Origin of the sequence: Kocuria sediminis, assembly GCF_009735315.1 — a bacterium.
GTDB lineage: Bacteria > Actinomycetota > Actinomycetes > Actinomycetales > Micrococcaceae > Kocuria > Kocuria turfanensis.
The window spans coordinates 179,278-201,767 of the sequence record NZ_WOGU01000005.1; the positions used below are offsets into that span (position 1 = coordinate 179,278).

General features: G+C 74.0%; 20 protein-coding genes. 12 read left to right on the forward strand and 8 right to left on the reverse strand.

Going from position 1 to position 22,490, the window contains the following annotated elements:
* The first annotated feature begins 39 nt into the window (after window positions 1–39).
* Window positions 40–1,275 (forward strand): heparan-alpha-glucosaminide N-acetyltransferase domain-containing protein, encoded by a 1,236-nt coding sequence (locus tag GMA12_RS07820; protein WP_156268783.1) that lies wholly within the window; start codon window positions 40–42, stop codon window positions 1,273–1,275.
* A gap of 129 nt (window positions 1,276–1,404) precedes the next feature.
* Here the strand turns inward: GMA12_RS07820 and GMA12_RS07825 are convergent, their stop codons facing one another.
* From GMA12_RS07825 to GMA12_RS07850, 7 genes are all read right to left on the reverse strand, one after another.
* A complete protein-coding gene (locus tag GMA12_RS07825; protein ID WP_156268785.1) occupies window positions 1,405–2,037 on the reverse strand; it encodes an alpha/beta hydrolase in 633 nt (210 codons plus the stop codon).
* A complete protein-coding gene (locus GMA12_RS18860) occupies window positions 2,034–2,714 on the reverse strand; it encodes a VOC family protein (RefSeq protein ID WP_370830743.1) in 681 nt (226 codons plus the stop codon). The genes GMA12_RS07825 and GMA12_RS18860 overlap by 4 nt, the downstream gene beginning before the upstream one ends.
* A gap of 24 nt (window positions 2,715–2,738) precedes the next feature.
* Window positions 2,739–3,020, reverse strand: coding sequence for a VOC family protein (locus GMA12_RS18865; protein WP_240898695.1), 282 nt, complete (start codon window positions 3,018–3,020; stop codon window positions 2,739–2,741).
* Window positions 3,021–3,096: 76 nt separating this feature from the next.
* The gene (locus GMA12_RS07835; RefSeq protein WP_156268787.1) at window positions 3,097–4,644 is read right to left on the reverse strand and encodes a sensor histidine kinase; all 1,548 of its coding nucleotides are present in this window, start codon (window positions 4,642–4,644) and stop codon (window positions 3,097–3,099) included.
* Window positions 4,644–5,393, reverse strand: coding sequence for a response regulator transcription factor (locus tag GMA12_RS07840; RefSeq protein ID WP_206064653.1), 750 nt, complete (start codon window positions 5,391–5,393; stop codon window positions 4,644–4,646). Before GMA12_RS07840 ends, GMA12_RS07835 begins: the two co-directional genes overlap by 1 nt.
* A 219-nt stretch (window positions 5,394–5,612) precedes the next feature.
* A complete protein-coding gene (locus tag GMA12_RS07845) occupies window positions 5,613–6,830 on the reverse strand; it encodes an MFS transporter (protein ID WP_162459622.1) in 1,218 nt (405 codons plus the stop codon).
* A 153-nt stretch (window positions 6,831–6,983) separates the two neighbouring features.
* Window positions 6,984–8,162: an acyl-CoA dehydrogenase family protein gene (locus GMA12_RS07850; RefSeq protein WP_156268789.1), complete on the reverse strand. Its 1,179-nt coding sequence runs from the start codon at window positions 8,160–8,162 to the stop codon at window positions 6,984–6,986.
* A gap of 188 nt (window positions 8,163–8,350) precedes the next feature.
* Between GMA12_RS07850 and GMA12_RS07855 the strand changes: the two genes are divergently transcribed.
* From GMA12_RS07855 to GMA12_RS07895, 9 genes are all read left to right on the forward strand, one after another.
* Window positions 8,351–9,154: an enoyl-CoA hydratase/isomerase family protein gene (locus tag GMA12_RS07855; RefSeq protein WP_156268791.1), complete on the forward strand. Its 804-nt coding sequence runs from the start codon at window positions 8,351–8,353 to the stop codon at window positions 9,152–9,154.
* A gap of 29 nt (window positions 9,155–9,183) precedes the next feature.
* Window positions 9,184–10,359 carry a TAXI family TRAP transporter solute-binding subunit gene (locus GMA12_RS07860; protein WP_156268793.1) on the forward strand — a complete coding sequence of 392 codons (1,176 nt, stop codon included), beginning with the start codon at window positions 9,184–9,186 and terminating at the stop codon, window positions 10,357–10,359.
* Window positions 10,349–12,346 carry a TRAP transporter permease gene (locus tag GMA12_RS07865; RefSeq protein ID WP_240898696.1) on the forward strand — a complete coding sequence of 666 codons (1,998 nt, stop codon included), beginning with the start codon at window positions 10,349–10,351 and terminating at the stop codon, window positions 12,344–12,346. The genes GMA12_RS07860 and GMA12_RS07865 overlap by 11 nt, the downstream gene beginning before the upstream one ends.
* Before the next feature lie 15 nt (window positions 12,347–12,361).
* Window positions 12,362–13,237, forward strand: a complete 876-nt coding sequence (locus GMA12_RS07870; RefSeq protein WP_156268795.1) for an enoyl-CoA hydratase/isomerase family protein — start codon at window positions 12,362–12,364, stop codon at window positions 13,235–13,237.
* Window positions 13,238–13,321: 84 nt separating this feature from the next.
* Complete coding sequence (locus tag GMA12_RS07875; RefSeq protein ID WP_156268797.1) at window positions 13,322–14,203, forward strand: 3-hydroxyacyl-CoA dehydrogenase family protein; 882 nt, start codon at window positions 13,322–13,324, stop codon at window positions 14,201–14,203.
* A gap of 46 nt (window positions 14,204–14,249) precedes the next feature.
* Complete coding sequence (locus GMA12_RS07880) at window positions 14,250–15,464, forward strand: CaiB/BaiF CoA transferase family protein (protein WP_156268799.1); 1,215 nt, start codon at window positions 14,250–14,252, stop codon at window positions 15,462–15,464.
* On the forward strand, window positions 15,461–15,991 hold the full coding sequence (locus GMA12_RS07885; RefSeq protein ID WP_162459623.1) for an acyl-CoA thioesterase: 531 nt from the start codon (window positions 15,461–15,463) through the stop codon (window positions 15,989–15,991). The genes GMA12_RS07880 and GMA12_RS07885 overlap by 4 nt, the downstream gene beginning before the upstream one ends.
* Window positions 15,988–17,445, forward strand: a complete 1,458-nt coding sequence (locus GMA12_RS07890) for an MFS transporter (protein WP_156268801.1) — start codon at window positions 15,988–15,990, stop codon at window positions 17,443–17,445. The genes GMA12_RS07885 and GMA12_RS07890 overlap by 4 nt, the downstream gene beginning before the upstream one ends.
* Complete coding sequence (locus tag GMA12_RS07895) at window positions 17,442–18,677, forward strand: acyl-CoA dehydrogenase family protein (protein WP_156268803.1); 1,236 nt, start codon at window positions 17,442–17,444, stop codon at window positions 18,675–18,677. The genes GMA12_RS07890 and GMA12_RS07895 overlap by 4 nt, the downstream gene beginning before the upstream one ends.
* Before the next feature lie 42 nt (window positions 18,678–18,719).
* Here the strand turns inward: GMA12_RS07895 and GMA12_RS07900 are convergent, their stop codons facing one another.
* Window positions 18,720–19,652 (reverse strand): LysR family transcriptional regulator, encoded by a 933-nt coding sequence (locus GMA12_RS07900; RefSeq protein WP_156268805.1) that lies wholly within the window; start codon window positions 19,650–19,652, stop codon window positions 18,720–18,722.
* 205 nt (window positions 19,653–19,857) lie between these two features.
* Here GMA12_RS07900 and GMA12_RS07905 point away from each other — a divergent pair, with 205 nt between their 5' ends.
* A complete protein-coding gene (locus GMA12_RS07905) occupies window positions 19,858–20,718 on the forward strand; it encodes an acetamidase/formamidase family protein (RefSeq protein ID WP_156268807.1) in 861 nt (286 codons plus the stop codon).
* A gap of 363 nt (window positions 20,719–21,081) precedes the next feature.
* Complete coding sequence (locus GMA12_RS07910) at window positions 21,082–22,461, forward strand: acetamidase/formamidase family protein (RefSeq protein ID WP_156268809.1); 1,380 nt, start codon at window positions 21,082–21,084, stop codon at window positions 22,459–22,461.
* Window positions 22,462–22,490 lie beyond the last annotated feature (29 nt).

Sequence of the window (22,490 nt, forward strand, 5' to 3'; positions counted from 1 at the left end):
CGCACCCGTCGGCACGTCCGACCGAAGGAACGCACCAGCATGGTCAACGTCCACCACCCCTCCCCCGGGGCGCCGCCGTCAGCAGAGGGCCCGGGGCTGCCCGTGCTCCGGAAGCCCCGGCTCGTGGGGGTGGACGCCGCACGGGGTCTGGCCCTGATCGGGATGATGTCGATCCACATCCTGCCCGCCTGGAACCCCGAGACCTACGAGCCCACCCTCCAATGGCAGCTGTTCGCCGGCCGGGCCGCCGCTCTGTTCGCCCTGCTGGCCGGGGTGGGCCTGGGGTTCTCCTCCGGCGGGCGCACGCCCCACCGGGGCCGGACGATGACCGGCGACCGCGTGGGGCTGCTCGTCCGCGCCGTGCTGATCACCGTGCTGGGGCTGCTCGTCAACCAGGTGATGCCGGAGGACCCGCCCGCCTACGACATCCTGCTGTACTACGGGATGTTCTTCCTGCTGGCCGTCCCCTTCCTGCACCTGCCCGCCCGGACCCTGTTCGTCCTCGCCGGGGTGACGGCCGTGGCCGGCCCCGTGCTGATGCAGGCGCTGCGGGGCGTGCTGCCGGCGCCGGCGACCTACAACCCCACCCTCACGGGGGTGCTGTCCGACCCCGGGACCGTGCTGTCCCAGGTGCTGTTCACCGGCACCTACCCCGCGGTCCCGTACCTGACCTACCTGCTCGCGGGGATGGGCATCGGCCGGCTCAACCTGCGGTCGCTGCACGTCCAGGCGCGGCTGCTCGGGGCGGGGCTGGTCCTGGCCGTGGGGGCGTGGCTGGTCTACTGGGTGCTGATCCTCCGGTCCGGCGGCTACGACCAGCTGATGAGCTCCACCCCCTGGCTGAGCGAGGACCGGATCGACGAGATCATCGTGTGGGGCCCGGACCCCGTCCTGCCCGACACGTCGTGGTGGTGGCTGCTGATCCCCGGTCCGCACACCAACACCCCGGTGGCGATTCTCTACGACCTCGGCTCCGGCGCGGCCGTGCTGGGAGCCCTCCTCCTGCTCGCGCGGGTCATCGGCGCGTGGCTGCTGCCCCTGAGCGCCATGGGCTCCATGACCCTGACGCTCTACACCGCGCACCTGCTGGCCCTGGCCGCCATGCTGCACTACGAGGTGCCCCTGCTGTGGTTCCTCATCCACGCCGGTGTCGCCGCCCTGTTCGCGGTGGCGTGGCAGCGGGCCTACGGGCGGGGTCCGCTCGAACGCGTCGTCGCCCGGGTGGCCGGCGCCGGGCGCGACCTCGTCCTGGCACGCGGGCGCCGCCGGGCATAGCCCCCGGAACCGGGCTCCCCGGAACCGGGCGCCCCGGAGCCCTGGCCCCGGGGCGCCCGGGTCCGGGAACCCGGCTCGGGCATCAGGGCGGCGCCGTGCCGATCGCAGGGACGGCGTCCGGGCGCCGGGTCAGGCCCTGGCGGCGAGCCAGGCACGGGCGGCGGCGAGCTCCTCCGCCGTGATCCCGTGCCCGCCCTCGCGCAGCCGCTGGTCCACCTGCGCCCCGCGCCGGCGCAGCGTCCGCGCGAGCCGGGTGGCGCTGTCCAGCGGGGCCATGGGGTCCGCCCGGCCGTTGAGCAGCAGGACCTCGGTGCCGGTCAGCCGCTCCGCCCCGGCGTCCCGGTCGCCGAACGGGTACATCCCGGAGAACGCCACCACCCGGTCCAGGGCCTCCGGGTGCAGCGCGGCGGTGGCCAGCCCGATGTTCGCCCCGTTGGAGAAGCCCACGGCGACCACCGGCCGCCCGGCGAGGCCGTAGTGCTCGCGGGCCGCCTCCAGGAACCCGGCCAGCTCCCCGGCGCGGGCCACGACGTCGTCGACGTCGAAGACGCCCTCGGCGAGACGGCGGAACCACCGGTTCATCCCCTGCTCCTGCACCCGGCCGCGGGGCGCCAGCACCCCGGCGGCCGGATCCAGCGCGTCGGCCAGGGCGACGACGCCCTGCTCGTCGCCGCCGGTGCCGTGCAGCATCAGCAGCACCGGGGAGCCCACCGCGCCCGGGCGGTGCAGATGGGGCCAGCCGGTCACGGCGGGGGCGCTCATCGGCCGCCCCCGTCCGGATCCGCCAGTGCCGGGTTGTTCTCGGCGGGCAGCCGCAGGCGGGCCGCCGAGTGCTCGATGGCCTCGCGGCCGGGCTCCAGCCACGGCGGCAGCTTCAGCGACCGGCCCAGCTCCAGCAGCGGCTCGTCCACGTCGAAGCCCGGGGTGTCGGTGGCGATCTCGAGGAGCACCCCGCCCGGCTCGCGGAAGTAGATCGACGTGAAGTACTGCCGGTCCAGGACCGCCGTGACGTGGTGGCCGCGCTCGACCAGCTCCTGGCGCCACTGCTCCTGCGCCTGCCGGTCGGGGACGCGGAAGGCGATGTGGTGCACGGTTCCGCCCGCGGTCAGTCCCGGCCGGGCCGCCGGGTCGGCGACCACGTCGACGACGTCGCCCGGCGCCCCGGTCCCGGCCGCCAGGCGGATCCGGTCCCGGTCCTCGGCCACGATCCGCATCCCCAGGTCCTCGGTCAGCACGCCCACCGTGCCGGTGGGGTCCTGGACCGTGAGCACCGAGGAGTGCTGGCCGCGCACGGCGTACTCGGCGGGGACCGAGGCGGAGTCCCACGGGTCGCGCGGGTCGGTGGTCGAGGAGGCCACCAGCTCCAGGGACAGGCCGTCGGGGTCGCGCAGCACCAGGCGCTCCTCGTCGGCCGAGGCCCGGACGATGCCGGACTCCACACCCAGGGCCGCGAAGTGCTCCCGTCACCACCCCAGGGTGCCCTCCGGCACGGAGAACGCCGTGGAGGTGGACTGCCCGGCCCCGATCCGGCCCCGGGGCACCCCGCGCCAGGGGAAGAACGTCATGAGGGTGCCCGGCCGCCCGGCCTCGTCGCCGTAGTAGAGGTGGTAGGTCGAGGGGTCGTCGAAGTTGACGGTCTTCTTCACCAGCCGCAGCCCCAGGCCGCGGATGTAGAAGTCGACGTTGCGCTGGGGGTCGCCGGCGATGGCGGTGACGTGGTGCAGGCCTGAGGTCTGGGCGCTCATGGGGTCCTCCGTCGCATCGGGTCCGGCGGGACGGCCCCACCGGCTGATGTTGACATGAACACAAAAAGGCGGACCGCTATTTCGTGGGCGCGGGTCCGGCGGTGTGCAGCGGCAGGCGGACGGTGAAGAGGGTGCGGCCGGGGCGGGAGTCGACGGTGACGTCCCCGCCGTGGGCGGTGACCACGGAGCGGACGATGGACAGGCCCAGTCCGGTGCTGCCCTCCCGGGAGGCGCGGGAGGTGTCCAGGCGGGAGAAGCGCTCGAAGAGCTGGCCCTGGAACGCCGCCGGGATGCCCGGGCCCGTGTCGAGCACGGACGCCTGGGCCCGTCCGTCGCCGGTGCTGCTGACCGCGGCGGTGACCGCGGTGCCGGGCGGGGTGTGCTTGCGGGCGTTGGAGAGCAGGTTGGCCAGCACCTGGCCCAGCTGGGCGGCGTCGGCGCGCACCGGCACGGGGCCGGCGGGGACGTCCAGGGACCAGCGGTGGTCGGGGCCGGCGGCGGAGGCGTCGATGAGGGCCTCGGCCATGAGCTCGGCCAGGTCCGTCTCGCGCAGCTGCGGGGCGCGGCCCTCGTCCAGGCGCGCGAGCAGCAGCAGGTCCTCCACCAGGGCGGTCATCCGCAAGGTCTGCTGCTCGACCCGGGTCAGGGACGCCCGGCCGGAGTCGGTGAGCGGTTCGGTGAGCTGGAGCATGTCGGTGTAGCCGCGCACCGCGGCCAGGGGCGTGCGCAGCTCGTGGGAGGCGTCGGCGACGAACTGGCGCAGCCGGGTCTCGGAGTGCTGGCGGGCGGTGAGGGCGGAGTCGACGTTGTCCAGCAGCAGGTTCAGGGCGTGGCCGACCTCCCCGACCTCGGTGCCGGGCTCGGCCAGGTCCTGGGACACCTGCTGGTCGGCCAGCGACACCTCCCCGGAGGCCAGGGGCAGCCGGGCGACGCGGGCGGCCGCGGCCGAGACCTGCTCCAGCGGCCGCAGCGACCGGCGCACCACCACCGTGCCGGCCACCGCCGTGGTCAGCAGCGCCAGGACGCTGCCGCCGGCCATGGTGGCCACCAGCTCTCCGACGGTCTCGTCCACGGACGTGGTGGGCAGCCCGACCACGAGCACCCGCCCGGCGTCCTCGCGGGCCCGGGCGACCGACTCCACCCGGTACTCGCCCACCGACAGCTCCACCGTGGTCAGCCGGCCCTGCTCCGTGCCCACGGAGCGGGCCCGGTCCCCGAAGCCGCGCTCGTCCGGGGTCTCGGCCTCGAAGGCGCCCGCCGTCCGCAGGGCCTCGACGTCCTCCTCGGGCAGCGGCGCGGCCTCCCCGGACTCGGCGCGGTAGGACGCCGTGCTCACCTCGCCCTCCTGCTTGGTCACCACCAGGATGCCCACCGGCTGGCCGGGGGCGTCGAGCGGGTCCCGGTCCTGGGGGCCGTCGGGGCGGGCGAAGGTGATGGCGCGGCCGGTGGCCTGGCGCAGGGACCCGTCGAGCCGCTCGGCGAGGTCCTGGCGGGTCAGCTCGACGATGGTCGCGCCGAGCACGAGCAGCACCACGGCCAGGATCGTGAGGACACCGGCGATCAGCCGCGTGGCCAGGCGCCGGCGGCGCCGGGGGACCGGCGCGGTGCGGTGGCCGGCCGCCATCAGGGGGCGGGCTTGATCACGTAGCCGGCCCCGCGCACGGTGTGGATCATCGGGGCCCGGCCGGCGTCGATCCGCTTGCGCAGGTAGGAGATGTAGAGCTCCACGATGTTGGCCTGCCCCGAGAAGTCGTAGTGCCACACCGCGTCCAGGATCTGCGCCTTGGACAGCACCCGGCGGGGATTCTCCATCAGGTAGCGCAGGAGCTCGAACTGCGTGGCTGTCAGCTCGACCGCCTCGCCGGCCCGGGTGACCTCGCGGCTGTCGATGTTCAGCACGAGGTCGCCCACCACCAGGGTGGCGCTGTCCTGGGCGGCGGCACCGGAGCGCTGGACCAGCCGGTGCAGCCGGATCAGGACCTCCTCGATCGAGAAGGGCTTGGTCACGTAGTCGTCCCCGCCCGAGGCCAGCCCCTCGATCCGGTCCTCGACGGTGTCCTTGGCCGTGAGGAACAGCACGGGCACCTCCGGGAAGGACTGGCGGATCCTGGCCAGGACCTGCAGCCCGTCGAGTCCCGGCAGCATCCGGTCCAGCACCAGCACGTCCGGGGCGAACGCGCGAGCCTGGGCGACGGCGTCGTAGCCCTCGTGGGCGATCCGGGCGTCCCAGCCGCACATGCCCACGCCCATGGCCACGAGGTCGGCCAGGGCCGGCTCGTCGTCCACGACCAGGGCGCGGATGGGCGAGCCGTCCGGGTGGGTCAGGCGGGGCAGGACCTCGGTGAGGACGGAGAAACTGGACAGGGACGACATGGGGAGCTCCCGGTTCCGGGCGGACGGCGGTGACGGAACCACTCTGCGGCACCAGGGTAGGCGCAGCTCCTGTGGAAGCTGTGTCTCCGCTGTGTCGTGGTGCGCCAGGCGCCGGCCGCTGGGTCCGGCTGCCTCGGCGCGGCGGGCCCGGCGCCGTCCACGGGAGTGCCCGCACCGGCGGAGGGCGGAGGGAGCGGGTTCCCGGGGCGGGGTGCGGGCTCAGCCCGCCGCGAGCGACTGCTGCCGGCGCCGCCGCACGGCGTAGGCCAGGATGAGCAGGCCGGCCAGCGCCAGGCCCACGCCCACCCAGGCCGGGGCGCGGTAGCCCCAGCCGGCGGAGATCACGGCCCCACCGAGGAAGGCGCCCATGGCGTTGGCCAGGTTGAACGCGGCGTGGTTCATGGCGGCGGTGAGGGAGGGGGCGTCCTTGGCCTCGCGCAACAGGCGCACCTGCAGGGAGGTCGTGAAGATCGAGCCCATGATCCCGATCCACAGCGCACCGATCACGGCCGCGGCGGGGACGTGGACGAACAGGGCGAAGAAGGCCAGGGCGAGCCCCGAGACGGCGCCGGCGCCCAGGGCGGTCCTCTCGATCGAGCGGTCCACCAGCGGGCCGGCCAGCAGGGAGCCCACGGTCATGCCCACGCCGAAGACGGCGAGCACCCACGGCACGGTGGCGATGTCCAGGCCGGAGAGCTCGGTGAGGGTGGGGGAGATGTAGGTGTAGACCGCGAACATCCCGCCGAAGCCCACGGAGCCGGCCAGCAGCGTCAGGACCACCTGCGGGCGGGCCAGGGCACGGATCTCCTGGGCCGGGGAGGCCATGCCCTCGTTGCGCGTGCGCGGGACCCAGAGGGCCAGCGCCGCCACGGTCAGGGCGCCCAGCAGCACCACCAGCAGATAGGCGGAGCGCCAGCCCAGGGCCCCGCCGAGGGCCGCGGCGAACGGCACGCCCACGATGTTGGCGATCGTGAGCCCGAGCATCACCCGGGCCACCGCGGTGCCGCGCCGCTCGCGCGCCACGAGGGAGGAGGCCACGACCGCGGCCACCCCGAAGTAGGCCCCGTGCGGCAGCCCGGAGAGGAACCGCGCCACGAACAGCCACTCGAGGGAGGGCGCCGCCGCCGAGAGCCCGTTGCCCACCACGAACGTGAGCATCAGCCCCAGCAGCAGCGTCTTGCGCTCCACCCGGGCGGCGAGCGCGGTGATCAGCGGCGCGCCCACCACCACGCCCAGCGCGTAGAGCGAGATGGACTGGCCCACGGCCGGGATCGAGGCGCCGAGGTCCTCGGCGATGAAGGGCAGCAGGCCCATCGAGGCGAACTCGGTGGTGCCCACGCCGAACCCGCCCATGGCCAGGGCGAAGAGGGCGAGGCGGGTGCCGGCGGGGCCGGGGGCGTTGACCACCTGGAGCAGAGCGGTGCGGGGTGCGGACACGGCGGGACCTTCCGGAGGGCGGCGGTTCGGGCGACGAGCGCGTCATCGAGCCCGCGACGGAGTGGCGGAACTCTCGATGCTACGCGTGCCTCCCGGCGGCCTCCCAGGTCTGCCGGTGTGATCTTCGTCAGTCCGCCCGGCGCCGGCGGGGGCTCAGCGGAAGGCCGCGTGCCCGGTCAGGTGCTGGCCCAGGATGAGGGTGTGCACCTCGTCGGTGCCCTCGTAGGTGCGCACGGACTCCAGGTTGTTGGCGTGCCGCAGCGGGGAGTGGTCGAGGGTGACCCCGTTGCCGCCGAGCATCGTCCGGGCCTCCCGGCACACCTCGATCGCCACCCGGCAGTTGTTCAGCTTGCCCACGGAGATCATGTGGTTCTCCAGCCGGCCCTCGTCCTTGAGCCGTCCGATGCGCAGGGCCAGCAGCTGCCCCTTCTGGATCTCCAGGGCCATGTTCACCAGCTTCTGCTGGGAGAGCTGGTAGGCCGCCAGGGGCTTGTCGAACTGGATGCGCTGCTGCGAGTAGGCCAGGGCGGCCTCGAAGCTGTCGCGCGCGGCGCCCAGGGCGCCCCACACGATGCCGTAGCGGGCCTCGTTGAGGCAGGAGAACGGGCCTCGCAGCCCGGGGTTTTCCGGCAGGAGCGCGTCGGCCGGGAGCCGGACGTCCTCGAGGGTGATGTCGCACTGGATGGAGGCGCGCATCGACAGCTTCGGCTCGATCGGGGTGGCCGTGAACCCGGGGGTGCCGGTGGGCACCAGGAAGCCCCGGACCCGTGCCTTGCCGCTCTCGTCCACGGCCTTGGCCCAGATCACGGCCACGTGGGCGATCGAGGCCAGGCCGATCCAGCGCTTGGCGCCGTTGAGCACCCACTCGTCGCCCTCGCGCACCGCGGTGGTGGCCATCGTGGAGGGGTCCGAGCCGGCGGTGGGCTCGGTGAGCCCGAAGCAGCCGATGATCTCCCCGGCGGCCATGCCGGGCAGCCAGCGCTGCTTCTGCTCCTCGGAGCCGTGCTTGGCGATCGCGGACATCGCGAGCGAGCCCTGCACGGAGACGAACGTGCGCAGCCCCGAGTCCCCGGCCTCGAGCTCCTGCATCGCGATGCCGTACTGCACCGCGGACTTCCCGGCGCACCCGTAGCCCTGGATGTGCATGCCCAGCAGGCCCAGCTGCGCCATCTCGGGCACGATCTCCTGCGGGAAGACGGCGTCGGCGTACCACCCCGCGATGTGGGGGCGGATCCGGCGGTCCACGAACTCGCGGACGCTGTCACGGGTCTCGAGCTCCGCGGGAGCGAGGTCCGCGTCGACGTTGAGCAGATCGGTCGCGGCGGCGGTCATGGGTCCTCCTGGGGAACGGGTGCGGGGCGGGTGCCTCTGTCGAGGATGTCGCACGTGTGACCCGGACAACACCCGTCCCCCGATAATTCCGCCATGGGTATCAGTGGGACGCACATTAGGTATTTGAGGTTTCACAGTGGCTCGTGCGAATGTGATGTGCACTACATCCCGACGTTCGGAGGACCCCCGTGCCGGAGCCGCACCCCACCGCCCTCGAGGCCCCGCCGCGAGTGCGCGTCGAGCGCTCCGGCGCCGTGGCCGTCGTGACCCTGGACGACGAGCGCCGCCGCAACGTGCTCGGCGCCGAGCTGCGCGACCGGCTGCGCGTCGTCCTGGCGGAGCTCGCGGCCGATCCGGCGGTGGGCGCCGTGGTGCTCACCGGCGCGGGCGGCTGCTTCAGCGGCGGCGGGGACCTCGCCTCGATGCCCCCGGCCGGCGCCGCGGAGTCGGCCGACCGGATGGCGGAGGTCGCGGGCCTCGTGCAGCAGCTGGCCGCGCTGGAAAAACCCGTCGTCGCCGCGGTGCGCGGGCCCGCCGCCGGCGTGGCCGTGGGCCTCGTCTGCCTCTGCGACGTCGTGGTGGCCGGGGAGTCCGCCCGGTTCCTGTTCCCCTTCACCCGCCTCGGGCTGGTCCCCGACGGGGGCCTGGTGCACTCGCTGGCCCAGCGCGTGGGCCCCGGCCGGGCCCGGGCGGTCCTGCTCGAGGGCGCGCCGGTGGACGCGCGGGCCGCCCTGGCCGCCGGGCTCGCCGACCGCGTGGTGGCGGACCCCGACGTGCTGGACGCCGCGATCGCCGGCGCGCAGGACCTCGCGCGGCGGGCCCCACAGGCGCTCGCCGCGCTCAAGCGCGGCCTGCGCGAGTCCTCCGGCTCCCTCGGGGACGCCCTCGCCTTCGAGCGGGAGCACCAGCCCGCGCTCTTCGGGACCGCCGACTTCCGGGAGGGCAAGCAGGCCTTCCTCGAGCGGCGCGAGCCCTCCTTCTCCGGGCGCTGAGCGCCCCCACCGCACGACGAAAGGCCGTCATGAGGACAACGAGAACACGGTTCGCCGCCCTGGGCGCCGTCGCCCTGCTGGGCCTGACCGGGTGCACCGCCGCCGCAGGGGAGGAGCCGGTGGGCCCGAACGGGCTGCCGCAGCAGCTGGTGTGGTCCACCTACAACGTGGGCACCGGCACGTACAACGACCTCGCCGCGATCGCGAACACGCTCACCACCGAGGAGGGCGTCCAGGTGCGCCTGATGACCGCGGACACCGGCATCGGCCGGCTGGCCCCGCTGGTCAACGGCACCGTGGACTACTCCCGGGCCGGGGACGAGTACTACTACGCCTTCGAGGGCGACTACGAGTACGCCAGCCCGGAGTGGGGGCCCCAGGACCTCCGGATGGTGTGGGCGCCGCTGGGCAACTACGGGCTGCTGGTGCGCGAGGACAGCGGGATCGAGTCCTTCGCGGACCTGGAGGGCAAGCGGTTCCCCGAGCTGACCGCCAACACCTCGATCAACAACAAGATGGAGGGCTTCCTCAACTACGGCGGCCTGACCGGGGACGACGTCCAGAAGGTCCCCGTCTCCTACGGCGAGCAGATCGCCGCTCTGGAGGCCGGGCAGATCGACGCCCTGTACCAGAACGTGGTGGGCTCCAACATCGACGAGCTCTCCTCCAAGCACGACGTGAAGTGGCTGGGCTTCGACGACCCGGACCCGGCCCGCTACGAGACCTGGGACGAGCTCATGCCCATGGTCTCGGTCGGCGAGGTCACCGACGGCGCCGGGATGGAGAAGGGCGAGAGCGCCCGCGTGCTCGAGTACACGATCCCGCTCACGACCCTGGCCTCCCGGGACGCCGACGAGGTCTACCACCTCGTGAAGTCGATGGTGGAGCACTACGAGAGCTACGGGACCACCACCCCGGACACCCACCGGTTCTCCTTCGACGCCGTCCTGAAGGAGCCGCTGGTGGTCCCGTTCCACGAGGGCACCGTCCGCTACTTCGAGGAGCGCGGCGTGTGGACCGAGGAGCTCGAGCGGAAGAACCAGGAGCTCGTCGAGCGCGGCGAGCGGATGCGGGAGGGGTGGCCCGGCGTCGTCGGGTCCTCCTCGGAGGAGACGCTCGCGCAGGACTGGGCCGAGTGGAAGAAGACGGAGCTGGACACCGAGCCGGCCACCGACCCGAGCGAGGAGACCGACGATGAGAACTGACACCCGGCTGACGACCCCGTGGCGGGCCGCCGTCATCGTGCTGACCGTCCTGGGCGTGCTGCTGGCCATGAACCAGGTCTTCTTCTGGAACGTGGGCGGGCTGTCCCTGCTCACCAACTCCTACCTCTATCTGATCCTGGCCGCCTTCCTGCCGGTCGTGTTCATCGTCAACCCGCTGCGCAAGGTGCCCCTGGCCGCGAAGGTCGGGGCCGGCCGCGACGACGACGCGCCCGTGCCGCACGAGTCCCCGGTCCGCTGGTACGACGTGCTGCTCATGGTGGTCGCGGCGGCGGTGTGCGTGTACTTCGCGGTCAACGGCACCCGGATCAAGAACTTCGGCTGGGAGTTCATGGCGCCCACCACCGCCACGGTGGCCGCCTTCGTGCTGTGGCTCGTGGTCCTCGAGGCCCTGCGCCGCACCGGCGGGACGGTGGTCACCGTGATCGCCCTGCTCTTCTCGCTCTACCCGCTGGTGGCCGAGAGCCTGCCGATCGGGGTGCTGCAGGGTGTGACCTACGACCTGCCCACGCTGGCGCAGGTGCACATCATGGGCGCCGAGGGCGTGCTGGGCCTGCCGATCCAGACCGCGGCGACCATCCTCATCGGCTTCCTGGTCTTCGGCGTGGCCCTGCAGCACACCGGCGGCGCGGACTTCTTCCACAACCTGTCGATGTCGATCTTCGGCCGCTACCGCGGCGGCTCCGCCAAGGTGTCCGTGGCCAGCAGCGCCGCGATGGGCATGATGAGCGGCAGCGCGGTCTCCAACGTGCTGACCACCGGGCCCATGACCATCCCGGCCATGAAGCGCTCCGGGTTCAGTGCCACCTACGCCGGCGGGATCGAGGCCACGGCCTCCTCCGGTGGGTCCATCACCCCGCCGATCATGGGCACCGCGGCCTTCCTGATGGTCTCCTTCGTGGGGGTGCCCTACACGGAGATCCTGGTGGCCGCCACCATCCCCGCCGTCCTGTACTTCCTGGGCATCTACCTGCAGGTCGACGGGTACGCGGCCCGCAAGGGGCTGCGGGGCGAGCCGGCCCACCGGCTGCCCCGGACCCTCACCACCCTGGGCCAGGGCTGGCCCTACGTGCTGGCGCTGGCCCTGCTCACCGGGATGCTGTTCGTCACCGGCTCCGAGGCGCAGGTGCCCTACTGGGTGATCCTGGTGCTGCTCGTGGTGGCCGTCCTGCGCCCGGGCCAGACCTTCGGCCTGCGGGAGTTCACCGACTTCCTCGTGGACTCCGGGCGGACGCTGGGCAACATCATCGGGATCATCGCCGGCGTGGGCCTGATCGTCGGCGGCCTCACCGCCACCGGCGTGAGCCTGTCCCTGGCCCGCGAGCTGGTCTCGCTGGTCGGCGACAACGTGGTGCTCATCCTCATCGCCGGGGCGGTCACCTGCTTCATCCTCGGGATGGGCATGACCATCTCCGCGGCCTACGTGTTCCTGGCGATCGTCATGGTCCCGGCGGTCATCGACCTCGGGGTGAACCCGCTCGCGGCGCACCTGTTCGTCATCTACTGGGCGTCCGTCTCCTACATCACCCCGCCCGTGGGCCTGGCCGCGTTCGCCGCGGCGGGCCTGGCCAAGGCCCCCGCCATGGCCACCAGCGTGGCGGCCATGAAGCTGGGCGCGGTGAAGTACATCGTCCCGTTCGGCTTCGCCCTCAACCCGGCGCTCGTCGCCCAGGACACGCCCGGGCGGATCCTGCTGGCCTTCGCGCTGAGCATCGTGGGGGTGTACGCCCTGGCCTCGGCGATCGAGGGCTGGACGGTCGGCTTCGACCGCCGGATGCCCGTGCTGTTCCGGGTCGCCGCGGCCGTCGGCGGGTTCCTGCTCTTCCTGCCGACCGTCCTCGCCGCCGTCGCCGGCCTGGTCCTCGTGGCCGGGAGCGTGCTGCTGACCTTCCTCACCGTGAAGAGCGCGCCCACCGACGACGACGCCCCTGCCGTCCGGGTCGATGCGCCCGCGACCGCGACCGCCTGACCGAAAGGAGCTGCCATGAGCGAGACCACCACGGACACGACCTCCGGCACCGGGACGACCTCCGGGACCGGGACGACCACCGGCACGGACACGGCCGCGGACACCGGCATCGAGACCGGGACCGGCACCGTCGTCGCCGAGCTGCGGGGCCGCGTCGCCGTCGTCACCGTGACCCGGCCCGAGGTGCGCAACGCCCTGAACGTCGGGGTGCTGGACGGGATCGAGGCCGCCCTCGACGCGTGCGAGCGGCGGGCCGACGTCGACGCGGTGATCTTCACCGGTGCGGGGGAGAAGTCCTTCGTGGCCGGCGCGGACATCTCCCAGCTGGCCGGCTACACGCTGCAGGACGGGCTGCGGGCCCGGATGCAGCGCCTCTGGGACCGGATCCAGGACCTCGAGCTGCCCACGATCGCCGCCGTCAACGGCGTGGCCCTGGGCGGGGGCAACGAGCTGGCGATGTCCTGCGACATCCGCATCGCCGCCGACCGCGCCCGGTTCGGGCTGCCCGAGGCCGGCCTCGGCATCCTCCCCGGCGCCGGCGGCACCCAGCGGCTGTCCCGGCTCGTGGGCCTGGGCCGGGCCCAGGAGATGATCCTCACCGGCCGGATCGTCGACGCCGAGGAGGCCCTGCGGATCGGCCTGGTCACCAGCGTGGTGCCCCCCGGGGAGCTGCTGGACGCCGCGCTCGGCACCGCGGGCACGATCCTGGCCAAGGGGCCGCTGGCCGTGCGCCTGGCCAAGCTCGTGGTGCGCGGCGGCGCCGAGACGGACCAGCGCACCGGGCTGCTGCTGGAGCGCCTGGCCCAGTCCCTGCTCTACGCCGCCGACGAGAAGGCCGAGGGCGCGCGCGCCTTCCTGGAGAAGCGGCCCGCGCGCTTCCGCGACGCCTGAGACGCCCCCCGGCCGGCACCACGGCCGGCACACCGACCACGACCCACCACCCGAGGCCCCGCACGGCCTCCCGAAGGAGCCACCATGAACCCCCAGCCGAGCATCGACGCCGTCCACGACGTCCTCGTCGTGGGATCCGGGGCCATGGGCACCCAGATCGGGGCGGTCTTCGCCCTGGCCGGCTACACCGTCACCACCAGCGACCTCGACCCGGCCGCCCTCGAGCGGTCCCGGGAGGAGGTGCACCGCCGCCTCGGCCGGCTCGCCGAGAAGGGCAGCCGCAGCCGCGAGGACGTCGACGCCGCCCTGGCCCGGATGGCCTACACCACCGACTCGCTGGAGGCGGCCCGCACCGCCGACTTCGTGCTCGAGGCCGCCGTGGAGCGGCTGGACATCAAGCGGCAGCTGTTCGCCGACCTGGACGAGGCCGCCCCCGAGCACACGATCCTGGCGACCAACTCCTCCACCATCCCCTCCTCCCTGCTGATGGACGCCACCGGGCGCGGGGACCGGGTGTGCAACATGCACTTCTTCAACCCGGCGCTCGTCATGGCCTGCGTCGAGGTGGTGCGCAACCCGCAGACCTCGGACGCGACCGTGGAGACCACCCTCGAGCTGGCCCGCCGGCTCGGCAAGCAGCCGGTGCGGCTGAACCGGGAGGTGCCCGGCTTCGTGGCCAACCGCCTGCTGGGCGCCCTGCGGGACGAGGCGCTGCGCCTGGAGGCCGACGGCGTGGCCGGCTTCGAGGACATCGACGTGGCCGCACGCACCGCCCTGGGCCACCCCATGGGCCCCTTCGAGCTCATGGACCTGGTGGGCATCGACGTGTCCTACCTGATCCGCCTGTCCGAGCACGAGCAGAGCGGGGACCCCGCGGACCTGCCGCACCCCTCCGTGCAGAGGCTCTACGAGCAGGGCCGCTACGGCCGCAAGACCGGCCGCGGCTGGTACGAGTACGCCGGCTGAGCGCCGCCCGCGCGCCGCACCCCACCGAACCACGAGGAGAGACGACATGAGCCAGTTCGAGGACCTGCGCGTCCTGCAGGAGATCTTCGGCCGCCCCGGCACCGGCCCGCTCGCCGGGGTGGTGGTCGCGGACCTCAGCCGGGTGCTCGCCGGGCCCTACTGCACCATGCTCCTGGCGGACATGGGCGCCACCGTGATCAAGGTGGAGTCCACCGCCGGGGACGACGCCCGCGCGTGGGTGCCGCCGCACCGGGACGGGGAGAGCACCTTCTTCCTCTCGGTCAACCGGAACAAGCACTCGATCGCCCTGGACTTCGCCGACCCCGAGCAGCTCGCGGTCGTGGAGCAGATCGTCGCCCGGGCGGACATCCTCGTGGAGAACTTCAAGCCCGGCGGGCTGGCCCGCTACGGCCTCGACTACGAGAGCGTCAGCGCGTGGCGCCCCGACCTCGTCTACGCCTCGATCACCGGCTTCGGCACCGCGGGCGGCGCCGACCTGCCCGGCTACGACCTGCTGGCCCAGGCCCTCTCCGGGATGATGAGCCTCACCGGCAGCCAGGACGGCGAGCCGTACCGGGCCGGCGTGGCCCTGTTCGACGTCATCACGGGCCTGCACGCGGCCACCGGGATCCTGGGCGCCTTCCACGAGCGCCAGGCCTCCGGGGCGGGACAGCACGTGGAGCTGAACCTGCTCACCTCGGCCCTGTCCGGGCTGGTCAACCAGTCCGCCGCCTACGTGACCGGCGGCAGCGTGCCCACCCGGATGGGCAACGAGCACCCCAGCCTCTACCCCTACGAGCCGTTCCCGGCCCGGAACAAGGACATCGTCATCGCCGTGGGCAACAACGGGCAGTTCGCCCGGCTCTGCCGGTGCCTCGGGGCCCCGGAGCTGGCCGAGGACGAGCGGTTCCGCACGGTGTCCGCGCGCAACGCGAACCGGGTGGAGCTGCGCCGGCTGATGATCGACCGGCTCGCCGCCCGGGACGCCGAGGACTGGTTCGAGCGGCTCAAGGCGGTGCAGGTGCCCTGCGCCCCGATCCTCGGGGTGGACGAGGGCGTCCGGTTCGCCGAGGGGCTCGGCCTGGACCCGGTGGTCGTCGCCGGGTCGGGGGACCGCGAGATCCCCACGGTCCGCCACCCGGTGGAGTTCAGCCGCACCCCGGTCGACTACACGCAGGCCCCGCCGCGGCTCGACGGCGACCGGGACCGGGTCCTGGCCTGGCTCGAGCGCGGGCGGCCCGCGGTGCGGAAGGCGTCGTGAGCGCCGTGCACCGCACCGTGCTGCCCGTGCGGTGGTCCGACCAGGACCTCAACCGGCACGTCAACAACGCCCGCGTGGTGACCCTGATCGAGGAGGCCCGGCTCTCGGCCGTCGCCGCCTGGCTGGGGGAGGACGGCGTCCCGGACCCCGCCCGTCCCCGGGTGGTGGTCTCCCTGTCCCTGGACTACCTGCGGCCCATCGACCACGGCCCGGAGCTCACCGCCCACGTCTGGGTGGCCGGTCTCGGCCGCTCCTCCTACACCGTGGCCTACGAGCTGCGCCAGCACGGCCGGGCCGCGGCCCGGGCCCGGACCGTGCTCGTGCAGACGGACCCGGCCACCGGCCGGTCCGTGCCGCTGCCCGAGGGGGTGCGCTCGGTCCTGGCGGGCCTCGTCGTCCCGGACCCGGACCCGGAGGAGCGGGCCGGGGCGGCTCCGGAGCCGGAGCGCGGCCCGGAACCGTCCCCGGAGTCGGCGCCGGCCCGGGAGCCCGCCCCGGCGCCGGATCCCGTGACCGCGCGTGCATGAGCGCGTCGGTGCGGCCCGGGCGGGGCGTGCGGCGGATCGCGTACCCGGCGCTGCTGGCCACCACCGCGCTGGGGACCATGTCCTCCAACGTCATCAACGCGCCGCTGTGGGTGATCCGCACCGACCTGGGCATGACGGCCCAGCAGTCCGTCCTGGCCGTGAGCGCCTTCACGATCGCCATGGCCACGGCGGTGCCGCTGGCCGGCTGGCTCGGCGACCGGCTCGGGGTGAAGACCTTCCTCATCGCAGCGCTCGGGGTGATGGTGCTCGCGGAGCTCACGGCGGCCTCGGCCACCGGCCTGGACACCCTGGTCGCCGCCCGCGCCGTGCAGGGCGCGGCGTGCAGCGCGATCCCGCCGTGCGTGCAGGCCGCCCTCGTCAGCACCTGGCCGGAGCGCACGGCGCAGACCATGGGCGCGTGGGCCTCGGCCATCGGCGTGGGTCAGGCCGTGGGACCGCCCTTCGGCGGGCTCCTCACCGAGGCCCTGGGCTGGCGCTGGGTCTTCCTGGTGCACGCCGGGCTGGTGCTCGTGCTGATGGTCCTGCTCGCGGCGTCCATGCCCCGGACCGGGCGGCGCCGCCCGCCCATGCACGTGGCCGCGATGGCCTGGCTCGTGGTGGGCGGCGGCTCCACGGCCACCGCCGTGCTGCTGGCCGGGCAGACCGGCCCGTGGACCGCGGTGGCGCTGCTCGCGGTCTGCGCGGTGCTCGGCTGGTGGCTGTTCGCCCACCTCTCCCGGCGCCGGGCCCGCCGGGCGGCGGCGGACGGCACGGCGCCCCGGCCCCTGCTGGACCCCGCCCTGCTGCGGGACCCGGCCTATCTCACGGCCGCGGCCGGGGCGGGGCTGGCCATGGGGACCCTGGCGGTGGCCATCGTGGCCGTGCCGCTGTTCCTCGGCGCCGAGCTGCGGCTGGGGCCGGCGCAGATCGGGGGCGTGGTCTTCACGCTCGCGCTCGCCATGACGGCCGCCGGTCCCGCCGCCGCGCGGGTCGGCCGGCGGCGGGGCAGCCGGGTGCAGCTGGGCCGCGGCGCCGTGCTGGTCGTGCTGGCCGCCCCCGTGGTGACCGTGGCCATGGCGACCTCCGGGCTGGGCACGGCCCGCTGGGTGGTCGTGTCCCTGGTGGTGCTGGGGCTCGTGCTCGCCGGGACCGGCATCGCCTTCGCCCAGAGCGCGGCGGCCACGGAGCTCGTCCTCTCGCCCGCCGGCCGCTCGGGCACCGCCGTGGGCATCCACAACATGATCCGCTTCCTCTCCATGGCCGCCGGCTACTCCGCGGTCTCCCTGGCCTGGGCCACCGGCGCCTCGCTGCTCGTCTTCCCCGCGCTCGCCGTGGCCGCCCTGGGCCTGCTCCTGCTGCTGCGGGCCACCCGGGGCCCGGAGCCGGCCCCGGCGCCCCCGCCCCTTCCCACCACCGCGGGTCCTGCGACCCGCCGACGAAAGGACCGACCATGACCACCACCTCCAGCGCTCCCTCGACCGCGTCCCCGGACGCCGTTCCCGCCGGCGCCGCGACCTCCGACTACTTCCGGCTCGACGACGACCTCAGCCCCGAGGAGATCGCCGTGCGGGACCGGGTGCGCGCCTTCGCCGAGGGCCAGGTGCTGCCCCTGATCAACGACTACTGGGAGCGCGCCGAGTTCCCCTGGGAGCTGCTGCCCGGCCTGGCCGAGCTGGGCATCATCGGCACCACCATCCAGGGCCACGGCTGCCCCGGGATGAGCCGGAAGGCCGCCGGGATGGTCGCCCGCGAGATGGCCCGGGTGGACGGCAGCATCAACACGTTCCTGGGCGTGCACGGCAACCTGTGCATGGGCGCGCTGAACATGCTCGGGTCCGAGGAGCAGAAGGACCGCTGGCTGCCGGCCATGGCCCGGCTGGAGAAGACCGGGGCGTTCGCCCTCACCGAGCCCGAGCACGGCTCCGACTCCGTGGCCTTGGAGACCACCGCCCGCCGGGACGGGGACTCCTGGGTGATCGACGGGCACAAGCGCTGGATCGGCAACGGGCACGCGGCCGACGTGGTCGTGCTGTTCGCGCGCAACACCGAGGACGGGAAGGTCAACGCCTTCGTCGTCGAGAAGACCGCCGCCGGGGAGCACCCGGCCGGCTACCGGCCCGAGGTCATCACCGGGAAGGTGGGCAAGCGGGCGATCCAGCAGGCCGACATCGTGCTCGAGGGGCTGCGCGTGCCGGCCGCCAACCGGCTGGAGCACTGCCGGTCCTTCAAGGACGTCTCCCGGGTGCTGCAGGCCACCCGCGGCGGTGCCGCCTGGGAGGCCGTGGGGCACGCGATGGCCGCCTTCGAGATCGCCGCCGACTACGCCTCCCGCCGGAAGCAGTTCGGCCACCCGATCGGCAGCTACCAGCTCGTGCAGTCCCGGCTGGCGAACATGCTCAGCGAGCTCACCGCCATGCAGCTGCTGTGCGACCGGATGGCCGAGCTCGCCGACCGGGGGCAGCTGTCCAACGCGCAGGCCTCGATGGTGAAGATGGCCACCGCGCAGAAGGGCAAGTGGATCTGCAACGAGGCCCGCGACCTGCTCGCCGGCAACGGGCTGCTGCTGGAGAACCACATCATCCGGCACATGACGGACATGGAGGTCGTCTCCACCTACGAGGGCACCGACTTCATCCAGGCGCTGCTCGTGGGCCGGGACATCACCGGTATCTCGGCCTTCAGCTGACCGTCCGGCACGGGGCGGTCATGCCGGGGGTCACGGCCGGGGTCACGGCGCCGGGAGCGGGTCCTCCGGGACCGAGGGGTCGGCGGGTGCGGGGAACACCGTCTCGGAGATCTCGATGACCGACTGCAGCGCGGGGTTGGGGTCCCCCCGGCGCCAGATGAGCCGGACCTCCACGGGCTTCTGCTCCCGGGTCAGCGGCTTGTAGACCACGCCCCGGGAGGGGACGTTGTCCCGCACGCTGGAGAGGATCAGGGAGATGCCCATCCCGGCGCCCACCAGCACCACCAGCGTCCAGGAGTCTGGGGCCACCTGCACGATCCGCGGGACGAAGCCGGCGTTCATCGCCAGGGTGTTCAGCCGGTTGGGCAGCGTGGCCCCGGCCCCTCCGGGCAGGACGATCCAGGCCTCCGCGGCGAGGTCCTCGACGTCGACGGTCTCGCGGCCGGCCAGCGGGTGGCTCTCCGGCAGCGCGATGAGCAGCTCCTCGAGGGCGACGAGCCGGGAGTCGACCTCCGGGGGCAGGAAGTCCCAGCGGCCGATCACCAGGTCGAGGGAGTCGTCCAGGACCTTCTGCAGGCCGAGGTGGGAGAACTGCGAGCTGTAGAGCTCCAGGCTGATCCCCGGGCGCAGCCGGCGGACCTGCCGCGCCAGCTCGCCCACCGCCTGGTTCACGGAGGCCCCGGCGAAGCCCAGCCGGGCCCGCCCGATCTCGCCCTCCTGGGACCTGCGGACCACGTCCTTGATCCGCAGGGCCAGCATGACCAGCTCCCGGGCCGGCTCGAGGAGGGCCTCGCCCTGCGGGGTGAGCGTCACGTGGCGGGTGCTGCGCTCGAACAGGGTGGCGCCCAGTTCGGCCTCCAGCTGCCGGATCAGCCGGCTCAGGGGTGGTTGCGCCATGTGCAGGCGCTTGGCCGCCCGGCCGAAGTGCAGCTCCTCGGCGACGGCGAGGAACGCCTGGGCCTTGTGGACTTCCATCCCGCCAGACTATGGCGTGCCGCGACGGCGGGACGGCCGCGTCCTCGTCGCAATCGTCATGTATGGGGCTTGTGCGGCGGTCCGTGGCATGCTTCGTCTCGTTATGGGCGCCGTCACGTCGCGGAAACGTGCCGTGCCCGGTGCAGTAACACGGCTTTCCTACAGTTCGGAGCAGCATCCCTCGCCCCGCCCCCAAGGAGCACCCATGACCGAGCACGCCGGACCAGGACCCGCGCCCACCCTGCCGCACGGGCGGCGGCCGGCGCTGCGCGTGGTGGGCGGCACCGCGGTGGACCCCGCCGGCACCGAGGAGGAGCGGGCGCGGGCCCGCGCCGCCGCCGCGCGCGCCGCCCACCCGTCCACCGGGATCGGCGTGCCCGGGTTCGGCCGCCCGCAGCCCGCCGCCACGGATCCCGGCGTCCCGGGGGCCCCGGACGTCCCGTCGGCCCCCGCGCCGCACCGGGCGCCGGAGCGCCCGGAGGAGATCCCGGCCCTCGACGGCGCCGGCCCCCACCTCGCCACGGGCCGGGCCTTCCTCGCCGCCGCCCGGCCCGGGGACGTGCTGCGGGTCGAGGTGCTGGGCCTGACCGGCGGGAGCGCGCCGCTGGAGTCCGGGTGCACCGCCTACCTGCCCGTCCGCACCCAGGGCACGGCCTTCTGCCCCCGTGAGCTGTGCCGGGCCCTGGGCTCGGCCGAGGAGGACCCGCGCGGCTCCTTCCGGCTCACCGTGTGCCCGGCCGGCACGCAGGACCTGCCGTCCGTGGCGCACCGGCACCCCTTCGCCGAGACCGACGAGCACTGGATCGTCGTCGGGCACTCGCGCGTCGAGGCGCCCGAGGCGCCGGCGGGCCGGACCGGAGCCGGGGACGACGAGCGGTCCTTCTGCATGACCACGGCCATGCTCCGGGCGGTGAGTGCCGGCGTGGAGTTCCTGCAGCGGGACCGCGGCCTGGACCGGCCGATCGCCCACGCCTACCTCTCGGCCACCGCGCAGTTCGCCGTCACCCGTCTGGGGGACGGCACGGTCGGCGCGCACGGGCGGATCCGCAAGGCCGACTTCTCCTGACACCGCGGGAATCCGCGCCGATCCCCTCGGCGTGTGCAGTTGCAATGGTCATATTGCGCATGCATTCACTACGACCACGCTCCAGCCTCTACGCTGGGTGACGCAGGTCACACGGGCGTCCGTGCGCGGTTCCGACGACGAGGTCGGGCTGCCTGCCGCCGGCCGGAGCACCACGGCCGGGGCGCCCGGTGACCTGTCCAACTCCCTGCCCCGCGCTCCCGCCGCGGCTCCCTTCGCGCGCTGCCCGGCGGCAGCTGCCTGCGCCGTCACCGCGCCGAAACCCGGCCGCGCCGAGTCCGTAACACCGTCTCCCTAGGGTCGTAGTCATTCGACGACCCCGCTGCTGACCTCAGGAGACCACCCATGCGCGAGCACCTCGCACGACGAGCCGCCGACGAACTCCAGCGCGGCCTCGGCCGGCGCACCTTCTTCCGGGCGGCCGCCGGCGTGGCCGCCGCCGGTGCCGTCACCACCACCGGCGCGGGCGCCGCGGTGGCCGCCGCCTCGGGTGCCGGAGCCGGGTCCTCGTCGTCGGGGGGCGGGCGGCCCGGCTTCCGCGGCACGGTCCTCCAGCCGAGCCGGGGACCGATCCCCGGTGACCACTACCTGCCCTCCGAGGTGGACCGCGTCCTGTGGGGCTACGTGCCGTCCGTGGACGCCGAGCCCGCGCTGCGGATGCGCTCCGGGCGGACGATCACCATCGACGCCGTCTCCCACGAGGGGATCCTCGAGGACCAGGGCCGGGACCCGGTGGAGTTCTTCGCCGGGCAGGGCGTTCCGAGGTCCCGAGTGCTCGACGACGCGGTGGAGATCGCCCGCGACTACGACCGCACCGAGCGCGACTTCGACCGCGACGGCCCGCACGTGGTCACCGGGCCCGTGTTCGTGGAGGAGGCCCGGCCCGGCGACGTGCTGAAGATCGAGACCCTGCGCGCGGACCTGCGGGTGCCCTACGGGGTGGTCTCCAGCAGGCACGGCAAGGGCGCGCTCCCGGGGCCTGCCCGCGGGGGCCCGGTGGCGGACCTCCTCGTGGAGGACATCCTGCCGGCTGTGGGCACGGACGGTCGCGCCACCGGGAACCCGGAGGAGTACGGCAACGTCTCCACGTTCACCCCGGTCGAGCACGGCCAGGGCGTCATGGCCGGCGGGGCGGTGCGCTTTCCGCTGCGCCCGTTCATGGGCATGATGGGCGTCGCCCACCAGCGGGGCGCCGGGCCCACGGACGACCTGCTGAACTCGATCCCGCCCACCCTCGGCGGCGGCAACATCGACATCCGCCACCTCGGCGTGGGCTCCACCTTCTACCTGCCCGTGCAGACCGACGGCGCCCTGTTCTACGTCGGCGACCCGCACATGGCCATGGGCGACGGCGAGGTGGCGTTCACCGCGATGGAGGGCTCGCTGCGCGGGACCTTCCGGCTCACCGTCTGCCGCGCGGGGGAGGGGGACGCCCCGTCCGTGGCCCACTCCTACCCGTTCGCCGAGACCGCCGAGCACTGGATCCCCATCGGGCTCTCCGACCCGGACGGCGCGGGCGGCGGCGCGCAGAACTCGGACCTGGACGTGGCGATGCGCCGGGCCGTGCTCAACGCCCTCGACTTCCTCGAGCAGGACAAGGGCATGGAGCGGGCCGTGGCCTACGCCTACCTCTCGGCCGCCGCCGACTTCGCGATCTCCCAGGTGGTGGACCGCACCGTGGGCGTGCACGGGCTGATCCGCAAGGCCGACTTCGACCGCTCCTGACCGCTCGGCGCCCCGCTGCTCGGGCGCCC

Coding starts and splice junctions, on each gene's coding strand:
- GMA12_RS07820 (WP_156268783.1), top strand. CDS start 40: ATGGTCAACGTCCACCACCCCTCCCCCGGGGCGCCGCCGTCAGCAGAG.
- GMA12_RS07825 (WP_156268785.1), bottom strand. CDS start 2,037: ATGAGCGCCCCCGCCGTGACCGGCTGGCCCCATCTGCACCGCCCGGGC.
- GMA12_RS18865 (WP_240898695.1), bottom strand. CDS start 3,020: ATGAGCGCCCAGACCTCAGGCCTGCACCACGTCACCGCCATCGCCGGC.
- GMA12_RS07835 (WP_156268787.1), bottom strand. CDS start 4,644: ATGGCGGCCGGCCACCGCACCGCGCCGGTCCCCCGGCGCCGCCGGCGC.
- GMA12_RS07840 (WP_206064653.1), bottom strand. CDS start 5,393: ATGTCGTCCCTGTCCAGTTTCTCCGTCCTCACCGAGGTCCTGCCCCGC.
- GMA12_RS07850 (WP_156268789.1), bottom strand. CDS start 8,162: ATGACCGCCGCCGCGACCGATCTGCTCAACGTCGACGCGGACCTCGCT.
- GMA12_RS07860 (WP_156268793.1), top strand. CDS start 9,184: ATGAGGACAACGAGAACACGGTTCGCCGCCCTGGGCGCCGTCGCCCTG.
- GMA12_RS07865 (WP_240898696.1), top strand. CDS start 10,349: ATGAGAACTGACACCCGGCTGACGACCCCGTGGCGGGCCGCCGTCATC.
- GMA12_RS07870 (WP_156268795.1), top strand. CDS start 12,362: ATGAGCGAGACCACCACGGACACGACCTCCGGCACCGGGACGACCTCC.
- GMA12_RS07875 (WP_156268797.1), top strand. CDS start 13,322: ATGAACCCCCAGCCGAGCATCGACGCCGTCCACGACGTCCTCGTCGTG.
- GMA12_RS07880 (WP_156268799.1), top strand. CDS start 14,250: ATGAGCCAGTTCGAGGACCTGCGCGTCCTGCAGGAGATCTTCGGCCGC.
- GMA12_RS07890 (WP_156268801.1), top strand. CDS start 15,988: ATGAGCGCGTCGGTGCGGCCCGGGCGGGGCGTGCGGCGGATCGCGTAC.
- GMA12_RS07895 (WP_156268803.1), top strand. CDS start 17,442: ATGACCACCACCTCCAGCGCTCCCTCGACCGCGTCCCCGGACGCCGTT.
- GMA12_RS07900 (WP_156268805.1), bottom strand. CDS start 19,652: ATGGAAGTCCACAAGGCCCAGGCGTTCCTCGCCGTCGCCGAGGAGCTG.
- GMA12_RS07905 (WP_156268807.1), top strand. CDS start 19,858: ATGACCGAGCACGCCGGACCAGGACCCGCGCCCACCCTGCCGCACGGG.
- GMA12_RS07910 (WP_156268809.1), top strand. CDS start 21,082: ATGCGCGAGCACCTCGCACGACGAGCCGCCGACGAACTCCAGCGCGGC.